The sequence below is a fragment of the Pseudomonas sp. FH4 genome (assembly GCF_000510915.2).
Lineage (GTDB): Bacteria > Pseudomonadota > Gammaproteobacteria > Pseudomonadales > Pseudomonadaceae > Aquipseudomonas > Aquipseudomonas brenneri.
On sequence record NZ_AOHN01000026.1, the window covers coordinates 141,000 to 162,293 of the forward strand.

The 21,294-nt window shown below is 63.2% G+C and carries 23 protein-coding genes and 2 pseudogenes; 24 read left to right on the forward strand and 1 reads right to left on the reverse strand.

The features are described from left to right. The first annotated feature begins 48 nt into the window (after nt 1-48). A complete protein-coding gene (gene selO / locus H097_RS20755; protein ID WP_032862146.1) occupies nt 49-1,512 on the forward strand; it encodes a protein adenylyltransferase SelO in 1,464 nt (487 codons plus the stop codon). A gap of 75 nt (nt 1,513-1,587) precedes the next feature. Then, on the forward strand, nt 1,588-2,022 hold the full coding sequence (gene trxC, locus H097_RS20760) for a thioredoxin TrxC (RefSeq protein ID WP_032862147.1): 435 nt from the start codon (nt 1,588-1,590) through the stop codon (nt 2,020-2,022). 113 nt (nt 2,023-2,135) lie between these two features. Here trxC and H097_RS20765 read toward each other — a convergent pair whose 3' ends face one another. Continuing rightward, complete coding sequence (locus H097_RS20765; RefSeq protein ID WP_029296134.1) at nt 2,136-2,906, reverse strand: ParA family protein; 771 nt, start codon at nt 2,904-2,906, stop codon at nt 2,136-2,138. Nucleotides 2,907-3,251: 345 nt separating this feature from the next. Here H097_RS20765 and H097_RS20770 point away from each other — a divergent pair, with 345 nt between their 5' ends. From H097_RS20770 to H097_RS20865, 22 genes and pseudogenes are all read left to right on the forward strand, one after another. Next, nucleotides 3,252-3,971 carry a beta-ketoacyl synthase chain length factor gene (locus tag H097_RS20770; protein WP_032862148.1) on the forward strand — a complete coding sequence of 240 codons (720 nt, stop codon included), beginning with the start codon at nt 3,252-3,254 and terminating at the stop codon, nt 3,969-3,971. After that, a complete protein-coding gene (locus tag H097_RS20775) occupies nt 3,947-4,759 on the forward strand; it encodes a lysophospholipid acyltransferase family protein (RefSeq protein ID WP_032862150.1) in 813 nt (270 codons plus the stop codon). The genes H097_RS20770 and H097_RS20775 overlap by 25 nt, the downstream gene beginning before the upstream one ends. After that, the gene (locus H097_RS20780; protein WP_032862152.1) at nt 4,737-5,006 is read left to right on the forward strand and encodes a phosphopantetheine-binding protein; all 270 of its coding nucleotides are present in this window, start codon (nt 4,737-4,739) and stop codon (nt 5,004-5,006) included. The genes H097_RS20775 and H097_RS20780 overlap by 23 nt, the downstream gene beginning before the upstream one ends. Before the next feature lie 9 nt (nt 5,007-5,015). After that, complete coding sequence (locus H097_RS20785; protein WP_032862153.1) at nt 5,016-5,270, forward strand: acyl carrier protein; 255 nt, start codon at nt 5,016-5,018, stop codon at nt 5,268-5,270. Then, nucleotides 5,267-5,812 (forward strand): membrane protein, encoded by a 546-nt coding sequence (locus H097_RS20790; RefSeq protein WP_032862156.1) that lies wholly within the window; start codon nt 5,267-5,269, stop codon nt 5,810-5,812. Before H097_RS20785 ends, H097_RS20790 begins: the two co-directional genes overlap by 4 nt. Beyond that, nucleotides 5,809-7,479 carry an acyl-CoA synthetase family protein gene (locus H097_RS20795; protein WP_032862158.1) on the forward strand — a complete coding sequence of 557 codons (1,671 nt, stop codon included), beginning with the start codon at nt 5,809-5,811 and terminating at the stop codon, nt 7,477-7,479. The genes H097_RS20790 and H097_RS20795 overlap by 4 nt, the downstream gene beginning before the upstream one ends. Before the next feature lie 131 nt (nt 7,480-7,610). Continuing rightward, a complete protein-coding gene (locus H097_RS20800; protein ID WP_032862161.1) occupies nt 7,611-8,345 on the forward strand; it encodes a glycosyltransferase family 2 protein in 735 nt (244 codons plus the stop codon). Further along, nucleotides 8,342-9,280: a glycosyl transferase gene (locus H097_RS20805; RefSeq protein ID WP_032862163.1), complete on the forward strand. Its 939-nt coding sequence runs from the start codon at nt 8,342-8,344 to the stop codon at nt 9,278-9,280. The genes H097_RS20800 and H097_RS20805 overlap by 4 nt, the downstream gene beginning before the upstream one ends. Continuing rightward, nucleotides 9,261-10,805, forward strand: coding sequence for an aromatic amino acid ammonia-lyase (locus tag H097_RS20810; protein ID WP_032862165.1), 1,545 nt, complete (start codon nt 9,261-9,263; stop codon nt 10,803-10,805). Before H097_RS20805 ends, H097_RS20810 begins: the two co-directional genes overlap by 20 nt. Then, nucleotides 10,798-11,226 carry an acyl-CoA thioesterase gene (locus H097_RS20815; RefSeq protein ID WP_032862167.1) on the forward strand — a complete coding sequence of 143 codons (429 nt, stop codon included), beginning with the start codon at nt 10,798-10,800 and terminating at the stop codon, nt 11,224-11,226. Before H097_RS20810 ends, H097_RS20815 begins: the two co-directional genes overlap by 8 nt. After that, nucleotides 11,220-11,330 (forward strand): annotated as a pseudogene (locus H097_RS28880) (outer membrane lipoprotein carrier protein LolA); the annotation flags it as partial. The gene H097_RS20815 and the pseudogene H097_RS28880, both read left to right, overlap by 7 nt. 24 nt (nt 11,331-11,354) lie before the next feature. Further along, nucleotides 11,355-11,465, forward strand: a pseudogene (locus tag H097_RS28885) (outer membrane lipoprotein carrier protein LolA); the annotation flags it as partial. A 24-nt stretch (nt 11,466-11,489) separates the two neighbouring features. Beyond that, nucleotides 11,490-12,173, forward strand: coding sequence for an outer membrane lipoprotein carrier protein LolA (locus H097_RS20820; RefSeq protein WP_082445648.1), 684 nt, complete (start codon nt 11,490-11,492; stop codon nt 12,171-12,173). After that, the gene (locus H097_RS20825) at nt 12,163-14,475 is read left to right on the forward strand and encodes an MMPL family transporter (protein ID WP_032862170.1); all 2,313 of its coding nucleotides are present in this window, start codon (nt 12,163-12,165) and stop codon (nt 14,473-14,475) included. Before H097_RS20820 ends, H097_RS20825 begins: the two co-directional genes overlap by 11 nt. Nucleotides 14,476-14,532: 57 nt before the next feature. Continuing rightward, the gene (locus H097_RS20830; RefSeq protein WP_082445649.1) at nt 14,533-15,780 is read left to right on the forward strand and encodes an NAD(P)/FAD-dependent oxidoreductase; all 1,248 of its coding nucleotides are present in this window, start codon (nt 14,533-14,535) and stop codon (nt 15,778-15,780) included. Between the two features lie 11 nt (nt 15,781-15,791). Continuing rightward, on the forward strand, nt 15,792-16,526 hold the full coding sequence (locus H097_RS20835; RefSeq protein WP_156356820.1) for a class I SAM-dependent methyltransferase: 735 nt from the start codon (nt 15,792-15,794) through the stop codon (nt 16,524-16,526). Next, entirely contained in the window at nt 16,523-17,005 is a 483-nt protein-coding gene (locus H097_RS20840; RefSeq protein ID WP_032862178.1) for a hypothetical protein, read from the forward strand. Before H097_RS20835 ends, H097_RS20840 begins: the two co-directional genes overlap by 4 nt. Further along, nucleotides 17,002-18,168, forward strand: a complete 1,167-nt coding sequence (locus tag H097_RS20845) for a beta-ketoacyl-[acyl-carrier-protein] synthase family protein (protein ID WP_032862180.1) — start codon at nt 17,002-17,004, stop codon at nt 18,166-18,168. The genes H097_RS20840 and H097_RS20845 overlap by 4 nt, the downstream gene beginning before the upstream one ends. Further along, complete coding sequence (locus H097_RS20850) at nt 18,165-18,629, forward strand: hotdog family protein (RefSeq protein WP_032862182.1); 465 nt, start codon at nt 18,165-18,167, stop codon at nt 18,627-18,629. The genes H097_RS20845 and H097_RS20850 overlap by 4 nt, the downstream gene beginning before the upstream one ends. Continuing rightward, nucleotides 18,622-19,350, forward strand: a complete 729-nt coding sequence (fabG, locus tag H097_RS20855; protein WP_032862184.1) for a 3-oxoacyl-ACP reductase FabG — start codon at nt 18,622-18,624, stop codon at nt 19,348-19,350. The genes H097_RS20850 and fabG overlap by 8 nt, the downstream gene beginning before the upstream one ends. Further along, nucleotides 19,350-20,576 carry a beta-ketoacyl-ACP synthase gene (locus H097_RS20860; protein ID WP_032862186.1) on the forward strand — a complete coding sequence of 409 codons (1,227 nt, stop codon included), beginning with the start codon at nt 19,350-19,352 and terminating at the stop codon, nt 20,574-20,576. Before fabG ends, H097_RS20860 begins: the two co-directional genes overlap by 1 nt. A 27-nt stretch (nt 20,577-20,603) precedes the next feature. Then, a complete protein-coding gene (locus H097_RS20865) occupies nt 20,604-21,053 on the forward strand; it encodes a hypothetical protein (protein WP_032862188.1) in 450 nt (149 codons plus the stop codon). Nucleotides 21,054-21,294: the final 241 nt, after the last annotated feature.

Sequence of the window (21,294 nt, forward strand, 5' to 3'; positions counted from 1 at the left end):
CCGCGCTATCCCCAGCAGAATGCTCGGACATTCTGCTGGAGACGGCCAGTGAAAGCCCTCGACGAACTGACCTTCGACAACCGCTTCGCCCGCCTGGGCGATGGTTTCTCAACCCACGTCCTACCCGAACCCATCGACGCCCCGCGCCTGGTGGTGGCGAGCAATGCGGCCATGGCCCTGCTTGATCTCGACCCGGCTATCGCCCAAACACCGGTATTCGCCGAACTGTTCAGCGGCCATAAGCTGTGGGCCGAAGCCGAACCGCGGGCGATGGTCTATTCAGGGCATCAGTTCGGCTCATACAACCCGCAACTGGGTGATGGCCGGGGCTTGCTGCTGGGCGAGGTGTATAACGCCGCTGGCGAACACTGGGACTTGCACCTCAAGGGCGCCGGGCAAACGCCCTACTCACGCATGGGCGATGGCCGTGCGGTGTTGCGCTCCTCGATCCGCGAGTTTCTCGCCTGCGAAGCCTTGCATGCCCTGGGCATTCCCAGCAGCCGCGCCCTGTGCGTGATCGGCTCCGACACCCCGGTGTGGCGCGAAAAACAGGAGCGCGCCGCGATGGTCCTGCGCCTGGCACCGAGCCATATCCGCTTTGGGCACTTCGAATACTTCTACTACACCCAGAAAACCGAGTTGCACCAGCAACTGGCCGAGCACGTCCTGAGCCTGCACTTCCCCGAGTGCCAGGAACAACCCGAACCCTACCTGGCGATGTTCCGCGAGATCGTCGAGCGCAACGCCGAACTGATCGCCAAATGGCAGGCCTATGGCTTTTGCCATGGGGTGATGAATACCGACAACATGTCGATCCTGGGCATTACCTTCGACTTCGGTCCATTTGCCTTCCTCGATGACTTCGACGCCCATTTCATCTGCAACCACTCCGATCACGAAGGGCGTTACTCCTTCAGCAACCAGGTACCGATTGGCCAATGGAACCTCAGCGCCCTGGCCCAGGCGCTGACGCCGTATATCAGCGTTGACGCCCTGCGCGAAACCCTCGGCCTGTACCTGCCGCTCTACCAGGCCCACTACCTGGACCTGATGCGCCGCCGCCTGGGCTTGACCAGCGCCGAAGACGACGACCAGAAACTGGTGGAGCGATTGCTGCAATTGATGCAGGACAGCGGCGTGGACTACACCTTGTTCTTCCGCCGCCTGGGGGATGAGTCCGCCGCACTGGCCGTGGCGCAGTTGCGCGATGACTTTGTTGACCTCAATGGGTTCGATACCTGGGCAGACCTATACAAAGCCCGTGTCGAGCGCGATGGCAACAGCCCCCAGGCAGAACGCCGCGAGCGGATGCACGCAGTGAACCCGCTGTACATCCTGCGCAACTACCTTGCACAAAACGCCATCACCGCCGCCGAGTCAGGCGACTACCATGAAGTGCGAAGGTTGCATGAGGTGTTGAGCAAGCCATTTGAAGAACAGGCGGGAATGGAGCAATACGCGCAGCGGCCGCCCGATTGGGGCAAGCATTTGGAGATCAGTTGCTCCTCTTGAGGGCACTGTTGCTTGATAAGTCTTCGCAACGGCTCCAAATAACAATCATTGGCCACATCAACCACAGAGCCCACCATGTCCGATCCCCTGGTAATCCCCTGCCCTCATTGCAACGGCCTCAACCGCATCCCCCACGAACGCCTGGGTGATGCGCCCAAGTGCGGGCGCTGCAAGCAGCCGGTGCTGCTGAACAAACCGTTTGACCTGAAACAGGGCGACTACTCCAGCCAGATCAAGGGCGATTTGCCGCTGCTGGTGGATGTGTGGGCCGAGTGGTGCGGGCCGTGCAAGTCGTTTGCGCCGGTGTTTGAACAGGCGGCTGGGCAGTTGGCGGGCAAGTGCCGCCTGGCCAAGCTCGATAGCGAAGCCAACCAGCAGCTTTCGGCGCAGTTGGGGATTCGCTCGATTCCCAGCCTGATCCTGTTCAAGAACGGCCGGGAAGTGGCGCGCCAGAGCGGGGCATTGGCGTTACCACAGTTGATGAGCTGGTTGCGCAGCCAGGGAGTATGACCCCCTCACTGTAGGAGCCGGCTTGCCGGCGAAGAACCCGAGAACAATACGGGGCACCAGATGCCCCGCGTTATTGTTGACGTTTTTCGCCGGCAAGCCGGCGCCTACATGGATCAGGTGTTTTCCAGCAGGTTATGCAGTTCCACGAACTGTCGGGTGAGTTTGTGTCGCGGGTCGAGGTGGATCAGCGGTTTGCTTTCCTGGTGGGACTCACGCATGCGCACCGAGCTGGCCAGGTACACCGGCAGCACCGGCAGGCCTTCGGCAATCAACTCATCGAGCATTTGCTGTGGCAGGCTCGCCCGGGCCTGGAACTGATTGACCACGATGCCTTCCACTTCCAGGCCTTCGTTGTGGTCGTCCTTGAGTTCTTCGATTTCCGCCAGCAGGCCGTACAGCGCCTGGCGCGAGAAGCTGTCGCAATCGAACGGGATCAATACGCGATCAGCTGCAATCAGCGCGGAAACCGCATAGAAGTTCAAGGCCGGCGGCGTATCCAGGTAAATTCGGTCGTAATCCTCGGCCAGCTCATCGAGCAGCTTTCGCAGCTTGTTGATCTTGTGCTTGGCCTCAAGCTTGGGCTGCAGGTCTGCCAGTTCTGCGGTGGCGGTGATGACGTGCAGGTTGTCGAAGGGGGTTTCGTAGATATCGACCTGGTTTTTCTTCGAAAACGGCCCGGAAGACAGGGTCTGCTTGAAGAAATCGGCAATGCCCATGGGGATATCGTCGCCCGTCAGTCCCGTCAGGTACTGGGTCGAATTGGCCTGCGCATCGAGGTCCACCAACAGGGTTCGATAGCCTTCACTGGCGCTGACTGCCGCCAGATTACAGGCGATGCTGGATTTGCCAACACCACCTTTTTGATTGAACACCACGCGCCGCATGGAAAAACCTCCGTGTATCAATGAATGATCGAGTGTAGAGGGCAAAAGCGCCGGTTAGCTACCTTGTTCACTCCTGTACTACAACATCGACGGCTAGATCTCACCTCACAAACCTGTAGCAGCCCTACAAAGTAGGAGCCTTCTGATATTCGCCCCCACCGCCATAACGGACAATCAGTGATTCTTTTCAGAAAATTTGTAATATCCCGTGAACAATTCTTTACCAAAGTTTGCTAGAACCCCACCGCACCGGGATAATGCGCGCCACTCGGCCATCGCGCCATGCCCCGGTTTCATGGGCAATTTGCAGCACAAGGAAGCCCGCAGGGGCGGGATATTTTCTCAGTGATCAACTTCAACATCGCCCAATGGCGCGCCTGGGCCCCTGGGCTCGACAGCGTGGATGCCTGGCGCGACTGGTACCAGGCCCCGACGTTGCTGGCCCAAAGCGATGCTGCTCCCGATGTGTCGTTTCTGCCCGCCATGCAACGCCGGCGCCTGAGCCGCCTGGCCCGGATGGCCTTCAGTGTCGGCTGGCCATTGGCCGAAGGCCTGCAGGACCTGCCACTGGTGTTTGTTTCACGCCATGGCGAAACCCCGCGCACCCTGGATATCCTCAGCGACCTGGCCAATGACCAGCCCCTGTCGCCCACCCAGTTCAGCCTGTCGGTACACAACGCGGTGATTGGCCTGTGGTCGATCCTGCGCAATGAAACCAGTGAAATGACCGCCCTGGCCGCAGCAGGCGATGGCCTGGAGCACGGTATGCTGGAAGCCGCAGCCCTACTCAACGAAGGCGCACCGGCCGTGCTGCTGGTGATCACCGAAGAACAGCCACCCCAAGCCTATGCCAGTTGGATCAACGACGTGCCGTTCCCTTACGCCCTGGGCCTGTTGCTGACCCCAGGCGACGAATGGCAACTGGCGCTGCACACCGCGACTGTCCAACCGACCAACACCCAGTGGCCTCACGCCCTGAACCTGCTGCGCACCCTGCTCACCGAGCAAGGCGCCTGCCAACATGCCTGGAAGAACCGAGTATGGAACTGGCAACGCAAACACTGACCGACAAACCCCGGGACGCCTACTACTGGCGCCTGTTTGCCACGGCGGCCAGCTTCACGCTGTTTGGCCTGGGCGGCCTGTGCCTGCGCCTTCTGGTGTTTCCGCTGCTCAGTTGCCTGCCGGGGGACGCACAGCAGCACCAACGGCGGGCGCGCCTGACCATCGGGCGGTTGTTCTGGTTCTTTATCAACATGATGCAGCGCGCCGGCATCCTGACCTACAGCGTCGAAGGCGCTGAGAAACTCGGGCGTCCCGGGCAGATGATCATCGCCAACCACCCGTCGCTGATTGACGTCGTGGTGCTGATCGGCCTGGTGCGCCAGGCCAATTGCGTGGTCAAGCAAAGCCTCTGGCAGAACCCCTTCACCCGTGGCCCGGTGAGCGATGCCGGCTATATCAGCAATGACGGCAGCATCGACATGCTCGATGCCGCAGCGGGCGCCCTGCGGGGCGGCCAGACCCTGATTATCTTCCCCGAAGGCACCCGCACCGTGCCAGGCGCAGCGCCGGCCTTTCATCGCGGGGCCGCCGCCATCGCCCTGCGGGGTGCGACAATCATCACCCCCGTGGTGCTCAAGGTCAGCCCGACCACGCTGACCAAGGCCGAGCCCTGGTATCGCATCCCCCACCGCCGCTTTCACTTCAGTTTGCAGGTGGGTGCCGATATAGACCCACAGGTGTTTGCCTCACAAGGGCCCGCACCCCAGGCCTCACGCAAGCTCAACGATTACCTGCATCACTATTTCATTAAGGAGCTCGCCGAAGATGAGCAATCCCAACAGCCTTGAGCACGAAATTAAAACCCTGATCATCGAGGCCCTGGGCCTTGAAGACATCGACGCCTGCGACATTGGCAGCGAGCAAACCCTGTTCGGCGAAGGCCTGGGCCTGGATTCGGTAGATGCCCTGGAATTGGGCCTGGCGATCCAGAAAAAGTACGGCATCAAGATCGATGCCGACGCCAAGGACACCCGCAATCACTTCATCAACGTGGCCAGCCTCGCGGCGTTCGTCACGGCCAGACAGGCAGCTTGAGACTTAACCATGCAAACTCGTGACGATATCTTCAACACCCTGCGCGATGCCTTGGTGGAATTATTTGAACTGGACCCGGCACGGGTCACCCTCGACGCCAACCTGTACCAGGACCTGGAAATCGACAGCATCGACGCGGTGGACCTGATCGACCACATCAAGCGCCAGACCGGCAAGAAAATCGCCGCCGAAGAGTTCAAGGCTGTGCGTACGGTCAACGACGTGGTCGAGGCGGTCTACCGTCTGGTCCAACCGGCCGCATGAGCCGGCTGATCGGCCTTGGCCTGTTGCTGGTAGGGCTGCTGTATCCTTTTGCGGTGTATTACGGCACGGAGCATTTCGCCCCGTGGCAATTCGGCCTGCTGCTGGCCAGCCTGTGGCTGCTGCGCGCACTGACCGGTGCACGACGCCCCGGCAGCGGCTGGATGGCCTTTGTAGCGGTCGTGTTTTGCCTGCTGCTGGCCTGGTTCGACAACCCGCAGATGCTGCGCTGGTACCCCAGCCTGGTCAGCGTCTTCATGTTGGCGCTGTTTGGCCTGAGCCTGAAATACGGCCCGCCGATGGTCGAGCGCCTGGCACGCCTGAGCGACCCGCAATTGCCCGAGAAAGCCATTGCGTACACACGCAAGGTCACCGTGGTGTGGAGTGTATTTTTCTTGTGTAACGGCCTGCTCGCCGCCGCGCTCACCCTGTGGGCACCGCTGAGCTGGTGGATGTTGTACAACGGTCTGATCGCCTATGGCTTGATGGGCCTGTTGTTTGCCGTGGAATGGCTGGTACGACAAAGGGTTCGAGGCCGCGTATGAATTGGGTCAATCTTGAGCACCTGTTGCTTGAGCCTGTGCAACTGCGTTCGGTCACCACCGAGCCTTCGATGAGTCACGCACAGCTGTGTGAGCGGGCCCTGAGCCTGGCGGCCGGGCTGCAAACCCGTGGCATCCAGCGCCTGGCCGTCCATCTGACCGATGCCGGCCTGCTGGCTGTGGCCTTGCTAGGTGCCTGGCGTGCCGGGGTCAGCGTATTGCTGCCTGCCGACCTGCAACCCCAGACCCGCCAACGCTGGGCCAACGAGGTGGACGCCTGGCTGAGTGAAGCCGACGACCTTGAGGCGCTCTACCAAACGCCGCTCAGCGCCGCAGCCCTCGACCTGGAGGTGTGCCAATTGAGCCTGTGCACCTCCGGCTCCAGCGGCGCCCCCAAGCGCATCGACAAAACCCTGCGCCAACTGGCCAATGAGGTCCAGGCCCTGGAAACCCTGTGGGGCGCCGACCTCGGCCGGGCGTGCATCATCGGCAGCGTCGCCACCCAACACATCTACGGTTTGCTGTTTCGCGTGCTGTGGCCGTTGTGCGCCGGCCGTACCTTTGTGCGCCAGCAACTGCCGTTCCCGGAAGACTTGCAACGCGCCAGCCGCGAGCAGCCGCACTTTGCCTGGGTCGCCAGCCCGGCGCTGCTCAAGCGCATGGGCGACAACCTCGACTGGCCGGCACTGAGCCAGGTCAAGCGGGTGTTTTCCTCCGGTGGCGCACTGCCCGCAGACGCTGCCCAGAGCCTGCAGCAACGCCTGCAACAGTGGCCGACCGAGATCCTCGGCAGTTCGGAAACCGGCGGCATTGCCTGGCGCCAGGGCCAAACGCCGTGGCAGCCGTTTGCCGGAGTGCAACTGAGCCAGGACGCCGACGGTGCGTTGCGCATTGCCTCGCCGTACCTACCGGCCGGGCATGTGGAGCAGACCGCCGACGCCGCCCTGATCCACGCCGACGGGCGCTTTGAGCTGCTGGGACGGCTGGACCGGATCGTCAAGCTGGAAGAAAAACGCATCTCCCTGCCGATGCTCGAACAAGCCCTGGCGGAGCACGCCTGGGTCGCCGAGGCACGCCTGGGCGTGGTCCAGGAAAACCGCGCCTCGCTGGGCGCCCTGGTGGTCCTCAGTGGCGACGGCCTGCACGCCTTGCGTAACCAGGGCCGGCGCACCGTCACCCAGACCCTGCGCCAACACCTGGGCCAACACTGCGAAGCCCTGGCCCTGCCCCGCCGCTGGCGCCTGTTGCGCCAGTTGCCGCTCAATACCCAAGGCAAGCTGCCCCAGGCGCAAGTCGAGGCACTGCTGTTGGCGCCTAGGCCCAAGGCCCCGGAAGTCCTGGCGCAAACCGAGAACGACGGCGAATGGACTCTGCAGCTGAGCATCCCGCCGGACCTGGCCTATTTCAGCGGACACTTCCCGCACACACCGGTGCTGCCGGGAGTGGTGCAGGTGGAATGGGCGTTCAATCTGGGCCAGCAACTGCTCGACCTACCGCCGACCTTTGCCGGCATGGAAGTACTCAAGTTCCAGCAACTGGTACGCCCCGGCGATGTGATCGAACTGCACCTGCGCTTTGATCGTGAGCGCGGCAAGTTGTACTTCGCTTATCGCAATGACAGTGCGGCATGTTCCAGCGGGCGAATTTTGCTGGAGAATTTTCATGCATAGGTTGGGTGAGCGCTGCGCGCTCAATCGCGGGCAAGCCCGCTCCCACATTGGTTTCATGCCAAACACAAATCCAGTGTGGGAGCTGGCTTGCCTGCGATGCAGTCGACTCGGTCCATCAGGCGTCCACCACCATGCATAACCCCTGCGCCCTGATCCCGGTCTACAACCACGAAGCCGCCGTGCCCGCCGTGGTCCGCAACTTGCTGGACCACGGCCTGCCCTGCCTGCTGGTAGACGATGGCAGCAGCCCGGCCTGCGCCGCGGTGCTGGCGCAACTGGCGAGCCTGGATAACGTATCGCTGCTGACCCTGCCCACCAACCAGGGCAAGGGCGCAGCGGTGATGGCGGGCTTTCGCGAAGCCGCGCGCCTGGGCTTCACCCACGCCCTGCAAGTGGACGCCGACGGCCAGCACGACCTGCGCGAAGTCGCACTGTTTCTCGACGCCTCGCGCGCGCACCCCGACGCATTGATCTGCGGCTACCCCGAATACGACGACAGCGTGCCCAAGGGCCGCCTCTACGCCCGTTACCTGACCCACGTCTGGGTGTGGATCAACAGCCTGTCGTTGCAGATCCGTGATTCGATGTGCGGGTTTCGTATCTACCCACTGCCACCGGTACTGACGCTGATGGACTCGGCGCGGATCGGCAAGCGCATGGATTTCGACTCCGACATCGTGGTGCGCCTGTCGTGGCGCAACCAGCCGATGCGCTGGCTGCCGACCAAGGTGCATTACCCGGCCGATGGCCTGTCGCACTTTCGGATGGTCCACGACAACGCGCTGATTTCCTCGATGCACACCCGGTTGTTCTTCGGCATGTTGGTGCGCGCGCCGATGATCCTCTGGCGACGGTGGCAGGCATGAGCGACGCCCCCCGGCATTGGGCCGACCGCCAGGAGCGCGGCAGTTTCCGGCTGATGAAATTCACCGCGTTCGCCGCCAGGGTCCTCGGCCGCCGCGTGTTGAGCCCGCTGCTGTATGGCATCGTCCTGTACTTTTTCGTGTTTGGCCGTGCCGCCCGCCAGAGCATCTGGCAATACCAGCAGCGCCTGGCCGACTGGAGCGGGCGCGACGACCTGCGCCCCAGCCACACAAGGGTCTTTAGCCAGTTCATGGCCTTCGCCGACGCCTTGCTGGACAAGCTCGACGTATGGAACGGCAAGCTGCGCCTGGAACAGATCGAAATCATCGACCCGGCGCAGCTGCGCGGGCAACTGCGCGGCGAGCGCGGGCAGATGCTGGTAGGTGCGCACCTGGGCAACCTGGAAGTGTGCCGCGCCCTCGCGGAGCTTGGCGAGAAAGTCACCATGAACGTGCTGGTGCACACCAAGCATGCCGAACAGTTCAACCGCCTGCTGGGTGAAGCCGGGGCGAACAACTTGCGACTGATCCAGGTCAGCGAGCTGGACCCGGCAGTGATGCTGCTGCTCAGCCAGCGCCTGGACGACGGCGAATGGCTGGCGATTGCCGGTGACCGCGTACCATTGCACGGTGGACGCACGGTGCGCGTGGACTTCCTCGGCCATGACGCGGCATTCCCCCAGGGCCCGTGGCTGCTGGCAGGCCTGCTCAAATGCCCGGTCAACCTGCTGATGTGCCTCAAGCACCAGGGCCGCTATCGCCTGATCATCGAGCCCTTTGCGCAATTGATCGAATGGAAACGCAGCGACCGCCAGCACGTGATCGCCCACTGGACCGCCCGCTATGCCGAGCGCCTGGGCCAGTTCTGCCTGCAAGCGCCCCAACAATGGTTCAACTTTTACCCTTTCTGGAAGACCGATGACGACGCATCTGCTTGAGCCGGTAACCTTCGGCGAACTCCCTTTGCGCATCGAAGACGTGCTGGCCCTGGCCAACCGTCAGGCGCCTACCCGCCTGCAAGACGATGCCGGTTACCGCCAGCGCATCGCCAAGGGCGCGCAGTTCCTCGATTCGCTGCTGGACAAGGAAGGCGTGATCTACGGCGTGACCACCGGCTACGGCGACTCGTGTGTGGTGGCGGTACCGTTGCAGCATGTCGAGGCTTTGCCGCGTCATCTGTACACCTTCCACGGCTGCGGCCTGGGCAAGTTGCTCGACGCCCAGGCCACCCGTGCGGTGCTGGCGGCGCGCTTGCAGTCGCTGTGCCATGGCGTGTCCGGGGTGCGGGTTGAACTGCTGGAGCGCCTGCATGCGTTCCTTGAACATGACATCTTGCCGTTGATCCCCGAAGAGGGCTCAGTGGGTGCCAGCGGCGATCTGACGCCGCTGTCGTATGTGGCTGCGACCTTGTCCGGCGAGCGCGAAGTGCTGTTTCGCGGCGAGCGCCGCCAAGCTGGCGATGTGCATCGCGAACTGGGCTGGACCCCGTTGGTGCTGCGGCCCAAGGAAGCTCTGGCACTGATGAACGGCACCGCAGTGATGACCGGCCTCGCCTGCCTGGCCTTCGCCCGCGCCGACTACCTGCTGCAACTGGCCACACGCATTACCGCGTTGAATGTGGTGGCGTTGCAAGGCAACCCGGAGCACTTTGACGAGCGCCTGTTCGCCGCCAAGCCACACCCCGGCCAGATGCAGGTCGCGGCCTGGTTGCGCAAGGACCTGGCCATCGACGCCCCGACCGCGCCGCTGCACCGCCTGCAGGACCGCTACTCGCTGCGCTGCGCGCCCCACGTCCTTGGCGTGCTGGCCGACAGCTTGAGCTGGCTGCGTTCGTTTATCGAGATCGAACTCAACAGCGCCAACGACAACCCGATCATCGACGCCGAGGCCGAGCGCGTGCTGCACGGTGGGCATTTCTACGGCGGGCATATCGCCTTTGCCATGGACAGCCTGAAAAACCTGGTGGCCAACGTCGCCGACCTGCTCGACCGGCAACTGGCACTGCTGGTGGACGAGCGCTACAACCATGGTTTGCCGAGCAACCTGTCGGGCGCCCCGGCGGATCGCGCGATGATCAACCACGGCTTCAAGGCCGTGCAGATCGGCACCAGCGCCTGGACCGCCGAAGCGTTGAAAAACACCATGCCGGCCAGCGTGTTCTCGCGCTCCACCGAGTGCCACAACCAGGACAAAGTGAGCATGGGCACCATTGCCGCCCGCGATGCGATCCGCGTGCTGGAGCTGACCGAACAGGTCGCCGCCGCTACCTTGCTCGCCGCCAACCAGGGCGTGTGGCTGCGCGCCCAGGTCGCCGATGCACGTCCGTTGCCGCCGGCCCTGGCGGCCATGCATATCGAGCTGGCCAAGGACTTCCCGCCAGTCATTGAAGACCGCGCCCTGGAAGGCGAACTGCGCCTGTGCCTGCAACGTATCGCCGCGCAACACTGGAGGCTGCATGCGTAGCCCCGGCGTATTGCACAGCGACACACAGATTCTCGTGCCGTTCTTCGATATCGACACGATGAACGTGGTCTGGCATGGCCATTACGTGAAATACCTGGAAATCGCCCGTTGCGCGCTGCTGGACAAGCTCGGCCATAACTACACGGCCATGCTTGAGTCGGGCTACGCCTGGCCGGTGATCGACATGCAACTGCGCTACGTGCGTGGCGCCACCTTTGGCCAGACTCTCAACGTGCGCGCCAGCCTGGTGGAATGGGAGAGCCGCTTGAAGGTCAACTACCTGATCACCGACCTTGCCAGCGGCGAACGCCTGACCCGCGCCAGTACCGTGCAAGTGGCCGTCGAAATTGCCAGCCGCGAAATGCAGTTGGCCTCGCCCAAAGTATTCACTGACGCCGTCGAAAGGGCCCTGAAATGCTGACCCCTGTAGGAGCGGGCTTGCCCGCGATGGTCGCCAACGATAACGCGGGACGCCTGACACTGCGCGGCGCCCTCAGGTTTTTCGCGAGCAAGCTCGCTCCTACAGAGGGCCGTCGAAGGGGCTTTGAAATGCAGCCCCCTGTAGGAGCGGGCTTGCCCGCGATGGTCGCCAACGATAACGCGGGACGCCTGACACTGCGCGGCGCCCTCAGGTTTTTCGCGAGCAAGCTCGCTCCCACAGAGGGCCGTCGAAGGGGCTTTGAAATGCGGCCCCCTGTAGGAGCGGGCTTGCCCGCGATGGTCGCCAACGATAACGCGGGACGCCTGACACTGCGCGGCGTCCTCAGGTTTTTCGCGAGCAAGCTCGCTCCTACAGGGGCTGGGTTGTTGCTAAGTTTTGGGGCTTATGCTTTTGACTTGCAGCAGCTCAGCGACCAACTGGCCAAGCCCTCGGTGATCCACGGCAACTTCATCCAGGAAAAACACCTGCGCGCCCTGCCCCAGCCGCTGACCAGCAAGGGCACCTTTGTATTGGCCCGGGACCACGGCCTGCTCTGGCTGCTGAAAACCCCGCTGCAACAGGACTATCGCATCAACGCCCAGGGCATTGCCCGCCGCGATGCCAACGGCTGGCAGCCACTGCCCAACAAAAGCGCCGGGGCCGAGCAGAACCGTTTGTTCCTCGCGGTGCTGCAAGGTGACAGCAGTGGCTTGCAGCGCGACTTCGAGTTGCAGCTGCAAGGCACGGCCACGGCCTGGAAACTCATGCTGACCCCACGCTCGCTGCTGCTCAAGCAGGTGTTCACCCAGATCAATATCGACGGTGGCGAGTTGGTGCACACCATCCAATTGCTGGAAACCCAGGGCGACAGCACGGTGTTGCGCATGCAGGACAGCACCAGCACGCAACCTTTGAGCGACACGGAGCAACACGACTTTGCCCAGTGAGCGCTGGTTGCCGCGCCTGTTCCTGATCCTGCTGGTGGCCGTGCTGGCCCTGGCCGGCTGGCAGTGGCGCCATGGCGCGCCGCTGTCGGCCAACCTGATGGAACTGGTGCCAGGCAACTCGCCGGATGCGCTGGAGCTTATGGCCGAGCAACGCATGCAAGAGCCGCTGAACCGCGAGATGCTGGTGCTGGTCGGGCATACCGATCGCCAGCAAGCCCTGGGCATGGCCCAACAACTCGGCGAACAGTGGCAAGCCAGCGGCCTGTTTGAAAAGGTCACCTGGACCTTGCAGGCCGACTTGCCCGCCCTGCGCGAGCAACTGTTGCAAGGGCGCCTGGCGATGCTCTCGGCCAAGGACCGCGAACAGTTGATCGCCGAGCCCGAAGCGTTTATCCAGCAGCGTGTGCAATCACTGTTCGACCCCTTCACCGGCTTCAGCCTGGTGCCAAGCCAGGATGATTGGCTGGGCCTGACCGGACGCATCCAGAGCAGCCAGCCGCAACACGGCGCGGTGCAACTGGATATCGGTAGCGGCGCGTTGATCGCCGATGCCGACGGCAAAAGCTGGGTGCTGCTGCGTGCGCGCACCCAGGGCAATGCCTTTGATATGAAACTGCCGTTGCAAGTCGCCGACTTGCTGCAAACCAGCCGCGCACAGGCCGCCGAGCACGACGTACAACTGCTGGCCGCCAGCGGCCTGCTGTACGCGGCCAATGGCCAACAACAGGCAAGCCGGGAGATGACCTGGGTCGGCGGCGGTGCCACCGTCGGCATCCTGCTGTTGCTGTTACTGGCGTTCCGTCGTTGGCGCGTGTTGCTGGCGTTTGTCCCGGTGCTAGTGGGCATGCTGTTTGGTGCAGTGGCCTGCGTGGCGCTGTTTGGCCATATGCATGTGATGACCCTGGTGCTGGGGGCGAGCCTGATCGGCGTGGCGGTCGACTACCCGCTGCACTACCTGTCCAAGAGCTGGAACCTGCAACCCTGGCGCAGTTGGCCGGCCTTGCGCCTGACCCTGCCGGGCCTGAGCCTGAGCCTGGCCACCAGTTGCATCGGCTACCTGGCCCTGGCCTGGACGCCATTCCCGGCACTGACCCAAATCGCCGTATTCTCTGCCGCAGGTCTGGTCGGGGCCTATTTGTCGGCGGTGTGCCTGTTGCCGGCGCTGCTCAACGGCCTGGACCTGCGCCCGGCGCAGTGGCCGCTGCGGGTCGCCGAGTTCCTGCTGGGGGTGCGCGAATCGCTGCTCAAACGCTTGCCGAGCCAGGCGTTACTGGTGCTGGCCCTACTGTTTTGTGCCGGTGGCCTGTGGCAGTTGAACAGCAAGAACGATATTCGCCAGTGGATCGGCGCGCCGCCGCAGTTACTGCAAGAAGCCCAGGCCATTGCACGCATTACCGGCTACCAGCCCACCAGCCAGTTCTTCCTGGTGCGTGCGGATAATCAACAGCAGTTGCTGGAACGCCAGGCGGCCCTGAGCCAACGCCTGGATCAACTGGTGCATATGGACAAGCTCCAGGGTTACCTGGCGCTCAATCAACTGGTCAGCACGCCTGACGAACAGCAACAACTGCGCGAGGCCCTGAAGCAATTGCCGGCGCTGTGGCAACCGCTGCTGGACCTCGGCATTCCGGCCAGCGCCCTGCAAGGGGAGCTGGCGCAGTTGCAGACGCTGCCCACCGCAGATATCAACGCGGCCCTGGCCGGCCCGTTGGCCGAGCCCTGGCGCCTGTTGTGGCTGGGCAATGTCGATGGCGGCGTGGCGGCAATGGTCAGCCTGCAAGGCTTGAACAACCCGGCGCTGTTGCGCATCCAGGCCCAGGACTTGCCTGGCGTGCAACTGGTGGATCGCCTCGGCGACCTGAACCAGGTCTTTGCCGCGACCCAGGTCAGCGCCGCCGAATTGAAATTATTGTCCTGTGTACTGATCGTCTTGCTGCTGCTCTTGCCCTTTGGCCTGGGCGGCGCGCTGCGGATCGTCGCGCTACCGCTGCTGGCCGCCCTGTGCAGCCTGGCCAGCCTCGGTTGGCTGGGGCAGCCGCTGACCCTGTTCAGCCTGTTCGGCCTGCTGCTGGTAACGGCGATCAGCGTCGACTATGCGATCCTCATGCGCGAACAGATCGGCGGGGCCGCGGTCAGCCTGCTGGGGACGTTGCTGGCAGCCGTCACCACCTGGCTGTCCTTTGGTTTGCTGGCGGTGTCCAGCACCCCGGCGGTGAGTAACTTCGGCCTGTCGGTGAGCCTGGGCCTGGCCTTCAGCTTTATGCTGGCGCCGTGGGCTGGCCGCCAGGAACATGCGCAATGATGCCCACTAATTTTATCGAGTTGAATGTGATGATCGCCAACCCGGCAAGGAGCCACAGTGCCCACAGTTGAAATGGAACATCGCCAGGTCGTGGTGATCGGTGCCGGCCCGTCCGGCGCCATTGCGGCCGCGTTGCTCAAGCGTAAAGGGCATGATGTGCTGATCATCGAGCGCCAGTACTTCCCGCGCTTTTCCATCGGCGAAAGCCTGCTGTCCCACTGCATCGACTTTATCGAAGAAGCCGGCATGCTCGACGCAGTCAACGCCGCCGGCTTCCAGCTGAAAACCGGCGCCGCGTTTGCCTGGGGCGAGCGCTACAGTGCCTTCGATTTCGGCGATACGTTCAGCGATGGCAAGCCCACTACCTTCCAGGTCCAGCGCGCCGATTTCGACAAGTTGCTGGCCGATCAGGCCGCGTTGCAAGGGGTAGAGATCCGTTACGGCCAGACCCTGGTCGGCGTGGATTTCGCCGCCGGCCACCGCTACCTGCACGTACGCCGCGAAAATGGCCGCGAATACCACATCAAGGCCGGCTTTGTCCTCGACGCCAGCGGTTACGGCCGCGTGCTGCCACGCTTGCTGGACCTCGAAGCACCGTCGAACTTCCCGTTGCGCCAGGCGGTGTTCACCCACGTCGAAGACCGTATCGAGCACCCAGGCTTCGACCGCAGCAAAATCCTCATCACCACCCACCCGACCCAGCGCGATATCTGGTTCTGGACCATCCCGTTCAGCAACGGGCGCTGCTCGGTAGGTGTGGTGGCGGCCAAGGCGCATTTCGACGGTCACGACGCCGACCTCGATGCCTGCCTGCGCGGCTTTATCGAGCAAACGCCAAGCCTGTCCCGCGTCCTGGCCAACGCGCTCTGGGATACTCCGGCGCGGACCATCGGCGGTTACTCGGCCAATGTCACGACGCTGCATGGTCCGGGCTTCGCGCTGCTGGGCAACGCCGCCGAATTCCTCGACCCGGTGTTCTCCTCTGGCGTGACCATCGCCATGCGCTCGGCCAGCATGGCCGCAGGCCTCTTGCACCGCCAGTTGACGGGTGAAAGCGTCGACTGGCAAACCGAGTTCGCCGAGCCACTCAAACGCGGGGTCGACACCTTCCGCTGCTACGTCGAAGGCTGGTACGCCGGCACGTTCCAGGATGTGATCTACCACCCAGGCAGCTCGCCGGAAATCCGTCGCATGATCAGCTCGATCCTTGCCGGTTATGCCTGGGACGAGCGCAACCCATTTGTCAGCGAACCCAAGCGCCGTTTGCGGATGCTCTCGGAAATTTGTGCAGGGGATAACGTATGAGCAGCTCGTCTGTGCAAAAAGAGTACTTGAGCAAAAACTACGTCGAAGAAACCAGGTTCGGCTTCTGGTTCCTGCGCAGCCACACCTGGCAGCATCACGTATTGCGCGTGGCAATCAACGACCTGCGCAACCTGTTCAGCGACCCGTTGCCTGAGGCGCCGGTGCTGCTGGATGCCGGTTGCGGCCAGGGCAAATCGTTCCGCTACTTGCAGCAGGTGTTCGCCCCCGAACGCTTGATCGGCCTTGACGCCGACCCCCACAGCCTCGATCTGAGCCGTGCCGAAGCCGCGCGCCAGGGCATTGATATCGAATTGATCGGCAGTGATTGCGCAACCCTTGAGGTGGCCGATGAAAGTGTCGACATCCTGTTCTGCCACCAGACCTTCCACCACCTGGTGGAGCAGCAACGGGCGCTGACCGAGTTCTACCGAGTGCTCAAGCCCGGCGGCTACCTGCTGTTTGCCGAGTCCACCGAAGCCTATATCGACACCTGGGTGATTCGCTGGCTGTTCCGCCACCCGATGCACGTGCAGAAAAGTGCCGCAGAGTACCTGGAGATGATCCGTGACCAGGGCTTCGAGTTTGGCCCGCAGAATGTGTCGTACCCCTACCTGTGGTGGAGCCGCTCGGCGGACTTCGGCCTGTTGGAGCGTTGGGGCCTGCGCCAACCCAAGCCGTTTGGCGAGCGTGAAGAGACCCTGGTGAATGTGGTCGCACGCAAGCCATTCACAGGCCCGACAGCATGATCCGTGCGCTGTTGATCGGCTGCCTGTTGCTGCTGGCCGCCTGCGCCAGCCAGCCGCCGCTGCCTGTGCACACCCCAAGCCTGGCCCTGCCGCTGCAATTGCATGTAGAACGCGAACAGGATGGCCAGCGCCAGGACTGGTTGCTGGTGATCCAGCGCGAAGGCGATGCCTTGCGCTGGTCGCTGATGGATCCGCTGGGCATCCCCCAGGCCCGGCAAAAGCTGGTGGAGGGGACTTGGCAGGCGGATGGTTTGTTGCCACCCAATCCCCAGGCCCGCGAGTTGTTTGCCGCCTTACTGTTTGCTTTGACGCCCGCCGCCGAGCTGCCAGGCAACTACCCCCAAGCCCGTGAAGACGATGGCGTGCGGGTGCTCAAGCCACACTGGCAAGTGATCTACCAGGCGCCCTTGGCATTCAGCGTGAGCATGCCTGGCCAGCATCTGAACTATCGCGTCAGCGCGCTTGGGAACACCCCATGACGGCCTACCTCAACGCCCTCGGGATCATCTGTGCCCTGGGTCGCGGCCAGGACGAAGTGCGGCGCAACCTGTTTGCCGGCGATAGCAGCGGCATGCGCAGCGAGAGCGGCTGGGTTCCCGAGCGGGTATTGCCGGTGGGTAGCGTGCCCGGTGAGCTGGCAGCGCTGCCGCCGCACCTGGCACAACAGAACAGTCGCAACAACCAGCTGTTGCTGGAGGCCGCCTTGCAGATCGAAGGCCCGATCCAACAGGCGATCCAGACCTTTGGCGCCTCGCGCATCGGCATCGTGCTGGGCACCAGCACCTCGGGCATCGATGAGGCCAGTCGCGGTATCGCCGACTACCTGCGTGAAGGGCACTTCCCCGCAGATTATGACTATCGGCAACAAGAGCTCGGCGCCCCGGCCAATTTCCTCGCCGACTGGCTGCAACTGAGCGGCCCGGCCTATGTGATTTCCACCGCCTGCACGTCCAGCGCCCGCGCCCTGATGAGCGCGCAGCGCCTGCTGGACCTGGGCCTGTGCGATGCGGTGCTGTGTGGTGGGGTCGACAGCCTGTGCAAGTTGACCCTCAACGGTTTTACCTCCCTGGAAGCGGTATCCGCCCAGCGTTGCAACCCGTTTTCGGTGAACCGCAACGGCATCAACATCGGCGAGGCGGCGGTGCTGTTCCTGATGAGCAAAAGCCCGGCGCCGATCGCTTTGCTGGGCAGTGGCGCGAGCTGCGATGCCCACCATATCTCCGCCCCTGAGCCCAGCGGCAAGGGCGCATTGCAGGCGATGAGCAAAGCCCTGGCCAGCGCCAAATTGACATCCGCGCAGATCGGTTACCTGAACCTGCACGGCACCGCGACCCAGCATAACGATGCGATGGAAAGCCTGGCCGTGGCAGCGCTGTTTCCCGCTGGCGTGGCCTGTTCCTCGACCAAGCCGCTGACCGGGCATACCCTCGGCGCCGCGGGTGCGCTGGAAGCGGCGTTCTGCTGGTTGAGCCTGATGGAAGGTACCGTGCCGCCGCATGTCTGGGACGGTCAAGCCGACCCGGCGCTGCCTACCCTGCATTGGGCCAAGGTCGGCGACACCCTGCAAACACGCTGCCTGATGAGCAACTCGTTTGCCTTCGGCGGCAATAACGTCAGCCTGATTATCGGAGACGCCCCATGATCAATTGGCCGCTCGCCGAACTGCTGCCCCACGCCGGGGACATGATCCTGATCGACCAGGTGCTGGCGTTCGATGAAGAGCAGATCCGCACCCGCCTCACCGTCAAGCCCGGCGGCCTGTTCAACCGTGCCGACGGTAGCTTGCCGGCCTGGGTCGGCGTCGAGCTGATGGCGCAAAGCGTCGCCGCCTATGCCGGCTGTCGGGCACGGCAGAACGGCGAAGCCGTCGAGCTGGGGTTCCTGTTGGGCACCCGTAAGTTCGAATGCAACGTCGAGCACTTTCCCGCCGGCACCGAGTTGACCATCCACGGCCTGCGCTCACTGGAAGACGACAACGGCATGGGTGTGTTCGAATGCCACCTGACCGGCGACGGCATCCAGGCCAGCGCGCGCCTGAACGTATTTCGACCGCCCCAGGCGGCCAACTATTTAGCTGAATCGAAGGACACGCGTCATGACTGAATCCGTACTGGTCACCGGCTCCAGCCGGGGTATCGGCCGCGCTATCGCCCTGCGCCTGGCCCAGGCCGGCCATGACATCGTGCTGCATTGCCGCAGTGGCCGCGCCGAGGCGGATGCCGTACAGGTCCAAATCCAGGCCCTGGGACGCAAGGCGCGGGTGCTGCAATTTGATGTGGCAGACCGTGCCACCTGCAAGCAGATCCTCGAAGCCGACGTTGAAGCCCACGGCGCCTATTACGGTGTAGTGCTGAACGCCGGGCTGACCCGTGATGGCGCGTTTCCAGCCCTGTCGGAGGATGACTGGGACGTGGTGATGCGCACCAATCTCGACGGGTTCTACAACGTACTGCACCCGGTGATGATGCCGATGATCCGGCGCCGCGCGGCCGGGCGCATTGTGTGCATCACTTCAGTCTCGGGGCTGATCGGCAATCGTGGCCAGGTCAACTACAGCGCGTCCAAGGCCGGCTTGATCGGTGCGGCCAAGGCGCTGGCAATCGAGCTGGGCAAGCGCAAGATCACTGTCAACTGCGTGGCCCCCGGCCTGATCGACACGGCAATGCTTGATGAGAACGTGCCGGTGGAAGAACTGCTGAAGATGATCCCCGCGCAACGCATGGGTACGCCAGAAGAGGTCGCCAGTGCGGTGAACTTCCTGATGTCGGCCGAGGCCGGCTACATCACCCGCCAGGTCCTGGCCGTGAATGGGGGCCTGTGCTGATGAAACGTGTGGTAGTCACCGGCATGGCCGGCATGACCTCCCTGGGCTGCGACTGGGAAACCATCGTCGCCAACTTCCGCGCCCAGCGCAGCGGCATCCGGCGCATGGATGAGTGGGATCGCTTCAGCGAACTGAACACACGGCTGGCCGGGCCGATTGACGATTTTGTGGTGCCGGCCCACTGGACCCGCAAGCAACTGCGCAGCATGGGCCGGGTCTCGCGCCTGGCCGTGTGGGCCGCCGAGCAGGCGTTGCAGGACGCCGGCCTGCTGGGCGATGCGTCGATCAAGGACGGGCGCATGGGTGTGGCCTGCGGCTCATCCACCGGCAGCACCGATGAGATCAAGGCGTTTGGCAATATGCTGCTCAACTCGGTGGCCGAGGGCCTGAACGCCAACTCCTATGTGCGCATGATGCCGCACACCACAGCGGCCAATATCAGCATTTTCTTTGGCCTCACCGGACGCCTGATCCCCACGTCCAGCGCCTGCACCAGCGGTAGCCAGGGCATCGGCTATGCCTATGAGGCAATCAAATTCGGCCGCCTGCCGCTGATGCTCGCCGGCGGCGCTGAAGAGCTGTGCCCCACCGAAGCCATGGTGTTTGATGCGCTCTACGCCACCAGCCTGAAAAACGACGCCCCGCAGACCAGCCCACGCCCCTACGACAGCGGCCGCGACGGCCTGGTGATCGGCGAAGGCGGCGGCATGCTGGTGCTTGAGGAGCTGGAACATGCCTTGGCCCGTGGCGCGCATATCCATGCCGAGATCGTCGGCTTTGGCAGCAACGCCGACGGCCAGCACACCACCCGTCCCGAGCAGGTCACCATGCGCCGGGCCATGGAGCTGGCCCTCGAAGATGCCAACCTGACGCCGGATGCCATCGGTTACGTGAACGGCCACGGCACCGCCACCGAACAAGGCGACATTGCCGAAACCCTGGCCACCAGCAGCCTGTTCGGCAGCCGTATGCCCATCAGTTCGCAGAAGAGCTTCCTGGGCCACACCCTGGGTGCCTGCGGCGCGTTGGAGTCGTGGTTCAGCATCGAGATGATGAACCACGACCAGTACGTGCCGACCTTCAACCTCGATCAAGTCGACCCGCGCTGCGGCGAACTGGATTACCTGCGCGGCGAGTTCCGCCAGATGCACAACAACTACGTGATGAACAACAACTTTGCCTTTGGCGGCGTCAACACGTCGCTGATCTTTCGCCGCTGGCAGTAAGCCTTTTATTTGATTGGAGAGAACGGAATGTCTTCGTTGCTACGCGCCACCCTCATCGCCCTGACCCTGCTGACCGCTGCCGGCTGTACCAGCAAGCCGGTACTCAACACCCAGCACGCGCTCGCCGCCAACGAGCAGGTCAGCGAAGAGAAAATGAAACAGAGCATCCTCACCGCCCTGGACAAGCGCAACTGGACCGTCCAGCGCGCCGACCCACGCCTGATCCAGGCCCAGATCAACGTGCGCAACCGCTACTACGCCGAGATCGACATCCGCTACACCGGCACCCGCTACGCCATCACCTATCGTGACAGCCAGGAACTGGGCTACAAGGACGGCAAGATTCATCGCAACTACAACCGCTGGATCAGCATGCTCGACCGCGACATCATGGCCGGGCTGCGCGCAAGCGGCGCGGCGCAAGCGGGTACGGCGGAGCAGTTGTTCAAGGAGACGGGGACGTCGAAGCAGAACTGATCGATGCCTCCGACATAACACCAGAAACGACAAAGGGCGCCTTTCGGCGCCCTCTTCACAAGCAGGCTGGCTTGTCATCGCCTTTGTCCTGCCCGGCTCTGCGATGGCTGGATTTCCAGGATCCTCAGAGTCTCACAAGCCCCTTTCGGGAACTGGGGCAGTATGCCTGAAAAGCCGGACAGGACAATCCGTGGCAAAACGCCTCCTGTCTTTGGGTTGATAGAGAAGTGTCATCCATGTC